Annotated in this window: 16 protein-coding genes; 15 read left to right on the top strand and 1 reads right to left on the bottom strand. The window is 38.8% G+C overall.

From position 1 onward, the window contains the following. Positions 1–5 precede the first annotated feature (5 nt). The 15 genes from IE222_RS03275 to IE222_RS03205 all read left to right on the top strand — a co-directional run bounded on the left by IE222_RS03275 (position 6) and on the right by IE222_RS03205 (position 12,901). Positions 6–272, top strand: a complete 267-nt coding sequence (locus IE222_RS03275; RefSeq protein ID WP_042354965.1) for an IreB family regulatory phosphoprotein — start codon at positions 6–8, stop codon at positions 270–272. Between the two features lie 3 nt (positions 273–275). Further along, on the top strand, positions 276–692 hold the full coding sequence (gene ruvX, locus IE222_RS03270) for a Holliday junction resolvase RuvX (protein ID WP_191269649.1): 417 nt from the start codon (positions 276–278) through the stop codon (positions 690–692). 12 nt (positions 693–704) lie between these two features. Further along, the gene (locus IE222_RS03265; protein WP_191269647.1) at positions 705–1,016 is read left to right on the top strand and encodes a DUF1292 domain-containing protein; all 312 of its coding nucleotides are present in this window, start codon (positions 705–707) and stop codon (positions 1,014–1,016) included. A gap of 185 nt (positions 1,017–1,201) precedes the next feature. Further along, positions 1,202–2,326 carry an endolytic transglycosylase MltG gene (gene mltG / locus IE222_RS03260; RefSeq protein WP_191269645.1) on the top strand — a complete coding sequence of 375 codons (1,125 nt, stop codon included), beginning with the start codon at positions 1,202–1,204 and terminating at the stop codon, positions 2,324–2,326. Between the two features lie 238 nt (positions 2,327–2,564). Then, positions 2,565–3,215: an O-methyltransferase gene (locus IE222_RS03255; protein WP_191269643.1), complete on the top strand. Its 651-nt coding sequence runs from the start codon at positions 2,565–2,567 to the stop codon at positions 3,213–3,215. Then, positions 3,212–4,141 carry a peptidase U32 family protein gene (locus tag IE222_RS03250; protein ID WP_191269641.1) on the top strand — a complete coding sequence of 310 codons (930 nt, stop codon included), beginning with the start codon at positions 3,212–3,214 and terminating at the stop codon, positions 4,139–4,141. Before IE222_RS03255 ends, IE222_RS03250 begins: the two co-directional genes overlap by 4 nt. Positions 4,142–4,158: 17 nt before the next feature. Beyond that, entirely contained in the window at positions 4,159–5,430 is a 1,272-nt protein-coding gene (locus IE222_RS03245) for a peptidase U32 family protein (protein ID WP_191269639.1), read from the top strand. A 4-nt stretch (positions 5,431–5,434) separates the two neighbouring features. Beyond that, on the top strand, positions 5,435–6,067 hold the full coding sequence (gene udk / locus IE222_RS03240; protein ID WP_191269637.1) for a uridine kinase: 633 nt from the start codon (positions 5,435–5,437) through the stop codon (positions 6,065–6,067). 170 nt (positions 6,068–6,237) lie between these two features. Next, the gene (greA, locus tag IE222_RS03235) at positions 6,238–6,714 is read left to right on the top strand and encodes a transcription elongation factor GreA (RefSeq protein ID WP_191269635.1); all 477 of its coding nucleotides are present in this window, start codon (positions 6,238–6,240) and stop codon (positions 6,712–6,714) included. Between the two features lie 56 nt (positions 6,715–6,770). Beyond that, the gene (locus IE222_RS03230; RefSeq protein ID WP_191269633.1) at positions 6,771–8,522 is read left to right on the top strand and encodes a peptidoglycan D,D-transpeptidase FtsI family protein; all 1,752 of its coding nucleotides are present in this window, start codon (positions 6,771–6,773) and stop codon (positions 8,520–8,522) included. Positions 8,523–8,636: 114 nt separating this feature from the next. Further along, positions 8,637–10,622 carry a S9 family peptidase gene (locus tag IE222_RS03225; protein WP_191269631.1) on the top strand — a complete coding sequence of 662 codons (1,986 nt, stop codon included), beginning with the start codon at positions 8,637–8,639 and terminating at the stop codon, positions 10,620–10,622. Between the two features lie 135 nt (positions 10,623–10,757). Beyond that, the gene (locus IE222_RS03220; RefSeq protein WP_191269629.1) at positions 10,758–11,438 is read left to right on the top strand and encodes a YrrS family protein; all 681 of its coding nucleotides are present in this window, start codon (positions 10,758–10,760) and stop codon (positions 11,436–11,438) included. A 16-nt stretch (positions 11,439–11,454) separates the two neighbouring features. After that, complete coding sequence (gene mtnN, locus IE222_RS03215; protein ID WP_191269627.1) at positions 11,455–12,150, top strand: 5'-methylthioadenosine/S-adenosylhomocysteine nucleosidase; 696 nt, start codon at positions 11,455–11,457, stop codon at positions 12,148–12,150. Between the two features lie 440 nt (positions 12,151–12,590). Continuing rightward, positions 12,591–12,731: a YrzI family small protein gene (locus IE222_RS03210; protein ID WP_191269625.1), complete on the top strand. Its 141-nt coding sequence runs from the start codon at positions 12,591–12,593 to the stop codon at positions 12,729–12,731. Positions 12,732–12,760: 29 nt separating this feature from the next. Then, a complete protein-coding gene (locus tag IE222_RS03205) occupies positions 12,761–12,901 on the top strand; it encodes a YrzI family small protein (RefSeq protein WP_191269623.1) in 141 nt (46 codons plus the stop codon). A gap of 489 nt (positions 12,902–13,390) precedes the next feature. On the opposite strand, the gene IE222_RS03200 is transcribed toward IE222_RS03205, so the two are convergent. Next, on the bottom strand, positions 13,391–13,840 hold the full coding sequence (locus IE222_RS03200; protein ID WP_191269621.1) for a PaaI family thioesterase: 450 nt from the start codon (positions 13,838–13,840) through the stop codon (positions 13,391–13,393). Between the last annotated feature and the right edge of the window lie 107 nt (positions 13,841–13,947).

The raw sequence follows: 13,947 nt of genomic DNA, 5'->3' as shown, positions 1-13,947 counted from the left end.
CTTTAATGAGCTCATTTGACAAAACAATGAGATTTAATTTTCCTGAAGAACCCTTTGAACATGACGTAAATGATGTTCTTTTCCAGGTCTACGAAGCGTTAAAGGAAAAAGGGTACAATCCAATTAACCAAATTGTCGGTTACCTTTTATCAGGAGACCCTGCGTATATTCCTCGACATCGTGATGCCCGAAATATTATTCGTAAGCTTGAACGTGACGAAATCATCGAGGAATTAGTAAAATCCTATCTTAGACAGCAGCGAGAGGTTTAATAAATGCGTGCAATGGGTCTTGATGTCGGTTCTAAAACAGTAGGTGTTGCCCTTAGCGATGAGCTGGGATGGACAGCACAGGGTCTCAAAACACTCCATATTAATGAAGAGAAGCAGGAGTTTGGTTTTGAGGAAATTGGTCAATTAATAAAAGAGTATCAAGTTAGTCAAGTTGTCGTTGGTTTGCCCAAAAATATGAACGGTACAATCGGACCGCGAGGCGAAGCCAGCCAAGCATATGCAGCGGAGATTGAACAGCGGTTTAGTGTTCCAGCTGTATTGTGGGACGAGCGGCTTACAACCATGGCAGCAGAGAGAATCTTGCTGGAAGCTGATTTAAGTCGTAAAAAAAGGAAAAAAGTAATCGACAAAATGGCAGCCGTGCTGATTCTCCAAGGTTATCTTGACAGCAAAAAATAATGAGGTGGAAAAATGACGAAAGAACATAATCACACTGATGAAGACCGCTATATCACACTAGTAAATGATAATGGCGACGAAGAATTATTTGAAATCCTTTTAACATTTGATTCCGATGAATTTGAAAAGTCTTATGTATTGTTTTATCCTGTAGGCGCTTCAGAAGATGATGAAGATGATGATGATGGTGAAGTACATGCTTATTCCTATATTCCTACGGAAGAAGGCGGTTTTGGAGAACTGATGCCAATTGAATCCGATGAAGAATGGGATATGGTCGAAGAGGTATTTAATACTTTCTTAGATGACGAAGAAGGCGAATAACGCAAAAGGAACCGGTTTACAACAACAGCCGGTTCTTTTTTTAGTTTTTCAGACAAAATACATGTAAAATTGACATTTTTCTCTCTATATGCTGAAATAATTACGATGCGAAAATTATAGATATTCTTAATTATAGGCATGAAATACCCTATGCTTTCGGAGCGCAATGGGGAAGGGGGAGTATAATGGCAACAGATAAAAAAGATATCATTAGGCAAAAAATGCTCGAATCACAAAAAGAAGCAAGGATTGTTAGAAAAATAGTATTAACAATTTTTATCTTACTGGTATTATTTATTGTAATTATTGGCGGCGGAGGATATCTTTATATAAAATCAGCACTTAATCCAATTGATCCAAATAGTAAGATTCAGAAAAAAGTTGATATCCCGATTGGTTCATCCGTAACGGGGATTGGAGAAACACTCGAGTCCCATGGCATTATTAAGAATGCGAAGGTATTTAAATACTATGTAAAGCTTAAAAATGAAGGCGGATTTATGGCTGGAGTTTACGAATTAAGTCCAGCTATGGATATACCTGAAATAGTCAGCCGTCTAAAAACGGGAAAGGTGCTGGCGCAGGCAGCTGTTAAAATGACGATTCCTGAAGGAAAACAGCTGAAAGAAATCGCAGCTATAATGGCAAAAGAGACAAAACAAAAAGAAGCTGATGTGCTTAAACAATTAAATGATGAGGCATTTGTGAAAGGGTTCATGGCGAAATATCCCAATATGTTAACAAATGAAATACTAAATTCTCAAGTGAAGTATCCGCTAGAAGGGTATTTATATCCGGCAACCTATTCATTTTATAAGAAAAATCCATCGGTCGAAGAAATGGTTAACGTCATGCTTGAAAAAACACAGGATGTCCTTTCAAATTATTCAGAGGAAAGGACAGCGAAGAAGCTCTCCAATCATCAGTTGCTAACGATGGCTTCTTTAATTGAAGAAGAAGCTACGGTAAAAGCTGACCGTAAAATGATTTCAAGTGTGTTCTATAATCGAATAAAAAAGGGAATGCCGCTGCAGACAGACCCTACAGTGCTATATGCTCAAGGGAAACATAAACAAAAGGTGTATTATAAGGATTTAGAGGTGAATTCACCATATAATACGTATAAACACAAAGGTTTGCCTCCTGGCCCGATTGCCAACGCCGGGAAAATTTCCATTGAGGCTGCACTTGAACCGGAAAAATCCGATTATTATTATTTCTTAGCAGCAGCTGATGGTACGATTATTTTTACAAAAACGTTAGCTGAGCACAATAATGAAAAAGCTAAACATATTTCCAATAAAAAATAATCGAAAACAACTTGAGGGAATTGTCGCATTCCCTCATTTTTTATGGTAAAATAGTTCGAGTGTTTTATACATGTTCTATAGCGTAACTCACAGTAAGCAAGTTTTATGGCGGTTTTTGCCTTAAAACAGATCGGGCCAGACAATTTTCGGCACGTCTTTTTTGTGAACGCTATTTTTTTCATGTCTAAGCATCATTATTTTGGTAAGAATTGTTTTAAAAGGATTGAGGTGACGCAGCTTGTTAAATGAGAAGCTGCATTTATATATTGAGGAATTAATTCACGAGCGGAATCCATTGTTAATGGAAATGGAGCAGTTTGCTGTGATTCATAGTGTCCCTATCATGGAACTTGCCGGCATAGAGACAATGCTGCAGCTGCTTCGTATTCATCGCTCGAAAAGAATTCTTGAAGTGGGGACAGCCATTGGTTATTCCGCTTTACGGATGGCAACGACAATTCCAGATGCCCACATTGTTACGATTGAACGAGATCCTGAACGTATTCCATTGGCAAAAGATTTTTTCCATCGTTCGGGACTTGAAAGGCAAATCACCCTTATTGAAGGGGATGCACTTGAGGTTGTCGATACAGTCAGCAGCCATGGGCCGTTCGATGCGATTTTTATTGATGCAGCAAAGGGGCAATACAGAAAGTTCTTTGAGATTTATTCTAACTGCCTTGGTGATGGCGGAATGATTATTACAGACAATGTTTTATTTAAGGGACTTGTTGCTGAGCAGGAGATTGAATCAAAAAGAACCCGTAACCTTGTGAAAAAAATTGATGAATTCAACCGCTGGTTAATGGATCATCCTGATTTTGATTCTATCATCCTTCCCGTAGGAGACGGAGTTGCCGTAAGTAAAAAAAGAGGTGAGAGGAAATGACAAAGACTGAATTACTTGTGACACCGACGTCATTTGAAGATATTTTGCCATTAGCTGAAGCAGGGGCAGATGCCTTCGTAATCGGAGAACAAAGATATGGTTTACGGCTTGCCGGTGAATTTAACCGTAATGCTGTTAAAAATGCAATTGAACTTGCCCATTCAAAAGGTAAAAAGGTTTATGTTGCAATGAATGCCATTTTTCATAATGAAAAAATAGATGAGTTAGCTGATTATATTCGTTTTGTTTCTGATGCGAAAGCGGATGCCGTCATTTTTGGCGACCCTGCGGTATTAATGGCAGCAAGAGAAGCTGCACCAGATATGAAACTTCATTGGAGTACGGAAACTACGGGCACGAACTGGTATACTTGCAATTATTGGGGCAAAAAAGGTGCTAAAAGAGCAGTTCTTGCCCGTGAAGTGAATATGGATGCTATTGTTGAAATAAAAGAAAAGGCAGAAGTGGAAATTGAAGTACAGGTGCATGGAATGAGCTGTATGTTTCAGTCTAAGCGGTCTTTGCTTGGTCATTATTTTGAATACCAAGGGAAAGTTATGGAAATTGAAAACCGCAAACAGCAAAAGAATATGTTCCTTCACGATAAAGAGCGAGAAAATAAATATCCTATTTTTGAAGATGAAAACGGCACTCATATTATGAGCCCAAATGATATTTGTATCATTGATGAGCTCCAGGAGATGTTAGAGGCAGGCGTTGATTCCTTTAAAATCGATGGAATCTTAAAGAGCCCTGAATATATTATTGCTGTAACAAAAATTTATCGTAAGGCAATTGATTTATATTTTGCTGACCCGGATCTTTATGAAGATAAAAAGGACGAGCTGCTAGAAGCGATTGAGGAAATTCAGCCAGCCAATCGTCCGCTGGATACTGGATTCTATTTTAAAGAAACAGTTTACTAAAAAGGAGGAGTTCAATCATGAATACTGTTAAAGATAAGATTTCTGAAATCATTGATGGAAAACGTGTCATTGTGAAGAAGCCGGAACTCCTTGCGCCAGCAGGTAACCTTGAAAAATTAAAAATTGCCGTTCAATATGGTGCCGATGCAGTTTTTATCGGAGGACAGGAATATGGACTTCGTTCCAATGCTGATAACTTTACGCATGAAGAAATGAAAGAAGGCGTTGAGTTTGCTGCAAAATACGGCGCCAAAATTTATGTGACAACAAATATTTATGCCCATAATGAAAATATTCCAGGGTTAGAAGAATACTTACATGGCTTGAAAGAGGCAGGAGTTGCAGGTATCATTGTTGCTGACCCGCTCATTATTGAAACATGCCGCAGAATTGCTCCAGAAATCGAAGTGCATTTAAGTACACAACAGTCCCTATCAAACTGGAAGGCTGTCCAGTTTTGGAAGGAAGAAGGTTTGGAGCGCGTCGTCTTAGCCCGTGAGACAAGTGCTGAAGAGATTCGCGAAATGAAGGAAAAGGTAGATATTGAAATTGAAACCTTTATCCACGGGGCTATGTGTATTGCCTATTCTGGCCGTTGTACGTTAAGTAACCATATGACAGCGCGTGACTCAAACCGAGGCGGCTGCTGTCAGTCATGCCGCTGGGATTATGATCTTTATAGTATAGAGGGCAGTAAAAATGAGGTGCCTTTATTCAAAGAGAGTGATTCCCCATTTGCCATGAGTCCTAAGGACCTTAACCTAATTCAATCCATTCCAAAGATGATTGAGATTGGCATCGACAGCTTAAAAATTGAAGGACGGATGAAATCCATTCACTATATTGCAACAGTTGTCAGTGTATATCGAAAGGTTATTGATGCCTACTGTGCGGATCCTGACAATTTTGTTATTAAACAAGAATGGCTTGAGGAACTGGATAAATGCGCTAACCGGGAAACAGCACCGGCATTTTTTGAAGGCGTTCCTGGGTATAAAGAGCAGATGTTTGGTAATCATAGCAAGAAGACAAGTTTTGAATTTATTGGTCTTATATTAGATTATAACGAAGAAACACAAATGGTTACGCTGCAGCAGAGAAACCATTTCAGACCAGGAGACGAGGTTGAATTCTTTGGGCCAGAAATTGAAAACTTCACCCATGTGATTGATAAAATTTGGGATGAAAAAGGGAACGAACTTGATGCGGCTAGACATCCGCTGCAAATCGTGCAATTTAAGCTGGACAAACCGGTTTATCCGAACAACATGATGCGGAAGGAGAACTAGCGTTATGCGAAAACCGGTTGTTATTGGTGTAACCGGCGGCTCCGGTTCTGGAAAAACAAGTGTGACAAAAGCTATTTATGAAAGCTTTAAAGGTCATTCCATTTTAGTCATCGAGCAGGATTACTATTATAAGGATCAAAGTCACTTGCCATTTGAGGAGCGTTTAAAAACGAATTATGATCACCCATTGGCGTTTGATAATACTTTATTGATTGAACATCTTGAGAAGCTTTTGCGCTATGAACCGATTGACAAACCGGTATATGACTATACTCTTCATACTCGTTCGGATCAAGTTATCCATGTTGTGCCAAAGGAAGTCATTATCCTAGAAGGAATTTTAGTACTTGAGGATGAGCGCCTTAGAAATTTAATGGATATTAAGGTATTTGTCGATACGGATGCCGATATTAGAATTATCCGCCGTATGACCCGTGATATTAAGGAACGCGGCCGGAGCTTCGATTCTGTTATTGATCAGTATACAAATGTTGTAAGACCGATGCATAATCAATTTATTGAACCGACGAAGCGTTATGCTGATATTATTATCCCTGAGGGTGGTCAAAACCATGTTGCTATTGATTTAATGGTGACAAAAATTCAAACAATTCTTGAACAAAAGTCAATTTTATGAAACAATAGCAAAAGAATAGCAAAAAAGAATCCTGAATGGATGAACAATAGCTGCGCGCCCTGTTACAAGGACGCGCACTATGTATTATGCCAAGCGGCATGTGAATTTTACATAAATAACCACATACACAATCTGTCGGGGGATTGTGAAGACTAGAAGGAGTGAGGGTTTTGGCTACAGAAAAAGTATTTCCAATGACACAGGCGGGAAAAGAAAAACTTGAGCAGGAGCTCGAATTTTTAAAAACGGTTAAACGTAAAGAGGTAGTGGAAAGAATTAAAATTGCCAGAAGCTTTGGCGATTTATCTGAGAACTCTGAGTATGATTCTGCGAAAGAAGAACAGGCATTTGTAGAAGGTAGAATTACTACAATCGAGAACATGATCCGCAATGCCAAGATTATTGCGGAAGGTGAACTTGCTGGAGACTCTGTTTCATTAGGCAGCTCTGTAACATTTATTGAACTTCCTAATGGTGAGGAAGAGACTTATTCGATTGTCGGCTCCGCTGAAGCAGACCCATTTGAAGGTAAGATTTCAAACGATTCTCCTATTGCCAAAAGTCTTATTGGCAAAAAGGTGGGCGATCAAGTATCTGTCCAAACCCCGGGCGGAGAAATGAACGTCCGTATTATTTCAATTAAATAATGGTTTAAAGTTTGAAAATCTGAAACCTCGTCAAAACTTTTGACGAGGTGTTTTTTATGTGGAAGAGACGAACGCTTGGCTTACTATTTATAGGTATAGTTTGTTTTATGCTACTATTGGCAAGGCTGATGCAAATTCAATTATTTAAAACAGAGGCATTTTCAAAACACAATGTGAATCTGCTCGAAGAAAGCGTAAAGCAAAGGACACAGGAATTGGTGATTGATAATGGCAGAGGAAATTTCTTAGATCGAAGCGGCGACCCGCTTACACATAAAAAGGCAACAGTCCTTGTGTTATTTCCGTTTTTAAAAAAAATGGATTGGGATGTTGAAAGTGTTGCTGAGATTACTCGAATCCCTAAAGATTCATTGCTGACTTCCATCGAAACTGCTAAAAAACCCTTTGCTTACGGTGAACCGGATCCTGTTGAATTAAGCAGTTTTCAAATGGATAGAATAAACGGATTAAAAATCCCTGGGGTATTTGCCGTTGAGAAAAAATTTGAACGGACAGAGGTACCAGCCGAGCAGCTGCTGGGCTTAACGGGTGAGAATGCCGAAGAATTAAAAAAGCGTTATCCTGACAAAGAGCTTTCAGAAAAAACGTTAATTGGTGTATCGGGGCTTGAAGAAAGCTTTGATGAATTTCTGCTCCCAGAGGGGAAATCGAAGCTTGTATATCATGTCGATGGCGGCGGTGCTCCGTTATTTGGTATTAATGTAAAGTATGTTGACCCTGCAAATCCTTTTTATCCGGTCAATATCCGAACGACGATTGATAAAACACTTCAGCAAAGGGCGGAAAATTTAGTTGATCAGTATCAAATCCGAAAGGGAGGACTAGTTCTCCTTGATTTACAGGATAATAGTGTGCTGGCACTTGTTTCAAGACCAGCAATTAATAAAAAGGCCCCATATGATGGAATTGGAATCAGTAACCAAATGGTAAAGCAGCAGATCGTAGGTTCTGTTTTTAAAACAGTTGTTGCTGCCGCTGCCATTGAACAGAATTTGGATAATCCTAATCGGCTATATAATTGCAGTAAGAAAATCAATGGAAAGCCTGAACTAAAATACGATTATGGAATGCTGAATATTACCGAAAGCTTTGCCAGAAGCTGCAACAGAACCTTCGGTGAATTGGCCAAAGAACTGCAAAAAATGAATCTAAATGCTTTAGAACAAACTGCATCCAAGTTATCACTTATCGATTCCGTCGGCTGGCAGGGAGATATTTATCATACGAGTGATTTTAAACAATTGCCGGATGAGGATAAAGGCAGAGTGTTTATTTCGGATGAGGCACGTCATGATGCGAACTTTGCAGCTATGTCAGGAATTGGCCAGCATGAAGTACGGGCTACCCCTTTGGCGGTGGCAAATATGATGGCGACAATTGCCAGAGGCGGTCAAAAGGAAATGGTCAGTGTTGTATCCAAGATCGAATATAAAAATGGTACAACCATGGCTGATTTTTCTAAAAAGAATCTTAAAGGCGATATCATTTCTCCGTATACAGCAATGAAACTGCAAAAGTTATTACGTGAGGTTGTACTGAACCCAAACGGGACAGGCAGATGGTTCAAGGAACTGCCTTATGAGGTTGCCGGAAAGTCCGGTACTGCTGAAACCGGAAAATTTTTAAATGGTAAACAACTGCATAATAAGTGGTTTGCCGGTTATTTCCCCTATAAGCAGCCTAAATATGCGTTAGTTACAGTGAATTTGGACGTTCCAGACAATGAAGGCGGCGTTAATCTATTATTTGCGGATATGGTAAAAATGCTTTATGAAGAAAACAATTAACCATGCAGCAGGTGCTTTTTAAAAAAAGTACCATGCTGCTTTTTTTTGGCAGGAAAAATATTTCTAATGTCGAAATAAAGGGGGAACGAAATTTAAAATGTGAGGAGACCCTTTATGACAGCCAGAAGAGGAATCAAAACGGAAGATTTATATCAATTAAAATCAGTAGCAAATCCACAGCTATCTCCAGATGGAAATGCCTATGTCTTCGCAGAGACAACAATAAACCGGGAGACGGATGAATATGAATCACATCTTTTTTTTAATAGTCTAAACAGTAATAAGAAACCATTCCAATGGACATTTGGGAAAGGAAAGAATCATTCCCCTCGCTGGTCTCCAGATGGAAAAACACTAGCTTTTGTATCTAACCGCAGCGGGAAAAGTCAAATTTATTTGCTAAGCCTAAGCGGAGGCGAAGCAATGCAGCTAACTTTCCTTGACAGCGGTGCGGTAAACCCCGTTTGGTCACCAGACGGAAGAAAAATTGCCTTTAACACTTCTTTAAAAGAAGAGAAAACCATCTTCGATAAGCAAGAGGAGAAAAAAGAAGCGCAAGTAAAACCGCTAGAAGTAACGCAAATGAAATATAAGTCCGATTCTGATGGGTTTTGGCAAGGGCAGTACCGGCAAATCGCGATAATAGATGTGTTGAGTGGTGAGCTGAACCAGCTTACAGAGGGTGCGCATAATTTTAGTTTGTTTAGCTGGTCCCCGGATGGAAGATATTTGGCAGTAGGGGCGGATATTAGTAAAGAAGTGGACTTTTCTTTTCTTGAGGATATATTTTATTTAGATGTGGAATCAAAGGAATTAACGGCGGTTACAAAAGGTACAGGCTATTTTAGTAATGCAGAATGGTCGCCGGATGGCAGCTATTTGGCGATGTTTGGCCATGAACAACAATTTGAAAATGCCACTCAAACGAAAATTTGGCTTTTCCATATGCACACAAAACAGCTTTCTTGTATAACGGCAAATTGGGATGTTCCTGTGGGGAATTTAATGGTTGGTGATTTTCTTCAGGGAGTTACATCACCAAATATTATTTGGACTAAAAACAGTGATGGGTTTTATTTTATCGCCACTGAACGAGGTAGCACGAATATTTATTATAGTGATCTATCTGGCACAGTTAAAGCAGTTCTTAGCGACGGACACCATGTGTATGGACTGTCTATCGACCCAAAAAAACAAGTAGCAATTGCAGCAATCAGCAAACCAACTGAAATCAGTGACTTATATTTAGTTTCATTAAGTGATAGTAGAATTATTGAAAAACTGACGGATATAAATAAGGAATTTTTATCAGATATTGCCTTATCTCAGCCTGAGGTGATTGAATTTAAAGGTGCGGATGGCTGGAAGGTCCAAGGCTGGCTTATGAAGCCTCTTGGCTTTAAGGAAGGAGAAAAATATCCGTTAATTCTCGAAATTCACGGCGGCCCACATATGATGTACGGAAATACATACATGAATGAATTTCAAATCTTAGCAGAACAGGGCTATGCTGTTCTCTATATAAACCCAAGGGGCAGCCATGGGTATAGTCAGGAGTTTGTCAATGCTGTCAGGGGAGATTATGGAGGCAATGATTATCAAGATTTAATGCTTGGTATGGATTATGTATTAGCAAACTATGATTTTATTGATGAAAACCGGTTAGGGGTCACCGGCGGCAGTTACGGGGGATTCATGACCAATTGGATTGTGGGCCATACAAGCCGCTTTAAAGCAGCTGTTACTCAGCGTTCGATTTCAAACTGGATTAGTTTTTACGGGGTTAGTGATATTGGTTATTACTTTACGGAGTGGCAAATAAAAGCTGACTTGGCGGATGTTGAAACACTTTGGAAGCATTCACCTCTTGCGTATGTTCATCATGTGAAAACCCCGCTGCTAATCTTGCATAGTGAAAAGGATTATCGCTGCCCGATAGAACAAGCAGAACAATTGTTTATAGCGTTAAAAAGACTTGGAAAGGAAACGAAATTTGTCCGTTTCCCTGAAGAAAACCACGAGCTATCACGAAGCGGGAAACCGGAATTACGCATCAATCGATTAGATTATATAGTAAATTGGTTTAACAAGTATATCTAACGACTAAGAAAACCGTAATGTTTTAGAAAAAACTTACGGTTTTTTCCAATTTGCGGACGATCGTGGGATTTTCCTTCAAGTTCTCGGCTTTTCATGTTAGAATATTCACAGCCTTGTTTTTAGGAGGGAATTTAAATGAATAATGATCTGAACCATACTTCACGGTCAGGCAACCGGGCAAAACGACGAAAAACAAATCTGGTCTTAAATACTTTAATCATCATAGTGCTCGCATTAATTATCTTTGTTGCTTATAATATTTTTGTTTCAGGTAATGATGATACGGCATCAACTACGAAGGAAACACCGAATACAGAACAAAAACAAGCGGTCAATAATGAGCAAAAAGATAATTCTGGGGCAACAACAGAGGAGGAAGCATCGCAAGAAGTTACTGCTGAAGACACTAAATTAGATGAAGAAAAACAGACTGAAGAAGACTCATCTGAAAAGGCAGATGCAGATGACTCTCAGAAGGTTGTTTCCGATGGCGGGAGTTCCTCTAACGTTTTACGGACAATTGAGAATCCAACCTGGAAACCAGTGGGTACCTCACAGACAGGTGAGCATGTTCCCGTTTATGATTCGAGTTCTGTCGATTGGCAGGAAATGTTAAATGCAATCACTTATGCAACAGGTCTTGATCAAAGTAATATGACTGTTTGGTTTTTAGGGAGTGACCGCAGTACCACCAATGCTTCCATTGGTACAGTCTCGTCAAAGGATAAACAGCAGAAATATAAAGTCTATATTAAATGGGTAGACGGTCAGGGCTGGATGCCGACAAAAGTAGAAGAATTAGCAGAGATCCAATAACATCGGAGGTTAATCAATGAAAATTGCAATCATTGGAGCAATGGAAGAAGAAGTAACTTTATTAAGAGACCATATTGAGGAGCAATCGCAGGAAACTATTGCAGGCTGTGAATTTACATTTGGAAAAATGCATGATGTAGATGTTATATTATTGCGTTCAGGTATTGGCAAAGTTAATGCCGCTATGTCGACAACAATTTTGCTTGAGAAATATAAGCCGGATTGTATCATTAATACGGGGTCTGCCGGCGGCACCAACCTGGACTTAAATGTAGGAGATGCTGTTATTTCGACTGAAGTCCGTCATCATGATGTAGATGTAACGGCATTTAACTATGAATATGGTCAAGTTCCTCAGCTTCCGGCTGCCTTTACTGCGGATGAAAAATTAATGAACATTGCCGAGACTGTGGCAAGGGAACTGGATAAATTTCAAGTGGTAAGAGGTTTAATTGCCTCTGGGGACTCTTTTATGGAAGATCCGGAACGAGTTGCCTTTGTTCAATCTAAATTTGAAAAATTACAGGCAGTTGAAATGGAAGCAGCAGCCATTGCTCAGGTTGCTCATTGCTTTGGCGTCCCATTTGTCATTATACGCTCACTTTCCGACATCGCCGGCAAACAATCAGAAATATCATTTGACCAATTCATCGATAAAGCAGCCACTAATTCTGCCACACTTGTGATGAAAATGATTGCTGCCCTTAAATAATCAGGTATCGGGTGTCAGGCACCATGTGAAAAATTCACATGGTGCCTGACACCCATTTTTATTTTAAATAAAGAAATTTCTATAAAATGGTTTACAAATGAACGATATGTGGATATACTTACCGTAGTAAGTAAAAAATTCCAAAGGAGGTCGAAGAAGATGATGTTTTTATTTGGATCTAGCGTTAATGTAAAAACTTTATATTTGAATATTTCACATTCGACCAAAGGGGAATGGATTGCTTAACTTTATGTTATATTACATATCCATGCCGCAGGGAGAATGACGCCTTGCGGTATTTTTGTGCTTAAAAACCATAACTGTGCCGCAAGGAGTGCCTTCTTGCGGCCTTTTTGTGCCCTTTTTAATCGCCAAATGGATATGGAGTGCATACGTTAGAAACTGCAGAAGAGTGATAGAATTTAAAGGGGGTGACCTAAATGACACTGAATATTTTATTTTTCTCTATTACGATTAAAAAACGAAAAACGAATCTTCAAGATGCAGCAAAACATGAAATGGTTGATAAGCTGTATGAAGAGCACAGAGACCGTCAAATGTCCATTCATCAATTTATGTAATGGCTTTGATTAAAAGGAAGTGAAAAATCATGACTTTAAATATTTTGTTTCTAACCATAATCATTACAAAACGTAAGGTTAGCACAAAAGAAGCAGCTCAACAAGAGATGGTCGAGAAGCTTTACGAAGAGCATAAGGATCGTCAAATGTCTATGTACCGCTTAATGTAATGTCAGCTTTTTATAAAAATAAATGAAAGGTGGTTTTGATGATGAGGTTTAAGATGAAAGGCCGTGGAGATAGCTTGTGGGGTATGAAAGATACCACCTAGCTAGAAAATATAGTAGGAGGTTATAGTTAAAATGCCATTGCATATTTTATTTCTGTCCTTGATTTTTATAGGAACGAAAAAGGATTAATTTTGATGATATCGCAAAAGTTTTTCAAAAGCTAAAAGCTGCCTTAATTTGTTAACATAATGTTCAAATTTCCACTAGATAGATACTGTGAAAATATGATAAATTAAAGTTAAAGACGGATCTATCTAAGGGGTGGAGAACTATGTTTTTAGTAGTAATAGCCTTTGTTATTACCGGAGCGATTGGCTGTATTATTTCCGCTGAAATTAGTGCAGAAGGATAAATATTTAAGTTAGGCATCGACCAAAGTTTGCAGGTCGATGCTTTTTATTTTAAATTAAATATTCCAATATGTTAGTTTTAATCTTCATTACCAACAAAGGAATGACTTTTACGATATACCATTGCCTCCATAGTAGCACACAGTTCCTCACCGCTATATACGTAAATCTTATACCAACCAAGTTTATGATTTTTCTTTATTTCCTCAGCCGAAGCCCGTAGGGTTTGTCCCCTTTTCCCTGCCGACATAAAATTAACATTCGTTGTCACACCCATAGCAGTTCTACCATATGAGTTACTGGCTGCGGCAAAGACATAATCAGCTAAAGAAAAAATAATACCTCCATGAATCGTGTTATGGGTATTTAACATATTTTCATCTGGTATTAATTCCGCAGAAGCAGTTCCCGGTCCAAGTTCAGTAAGCTTTATGCCAAGAAAATTAGCATAGGGTTCGCTTTTCATAATATTTACAATTTGGTCAAAATGTTTTTCATGTAACGTTAAATCATCTGTTTTAATAGCCATACTAATATCCCCCCGCTGGTATGTAATTGTACAACGTTTTGTAAACGGTAAAACCATAATTGTAATATATCATTTTATTTAATTAGTATCAAACTTCAAAATAGACG

It is taken from the genome of Neobacillus kokaensis (genome assembly GCF_014656545.1).
GTDB lineage: Bacteria > Bacillota > Bacilli > Bacillales > Cytobacillaceae > Neobacillus > Neobacillus kokaensis.
Note: the sequence above shows the minus strand (reverse complement) of the source record. Positions and strands in the feature narration are given on the sequence as shown.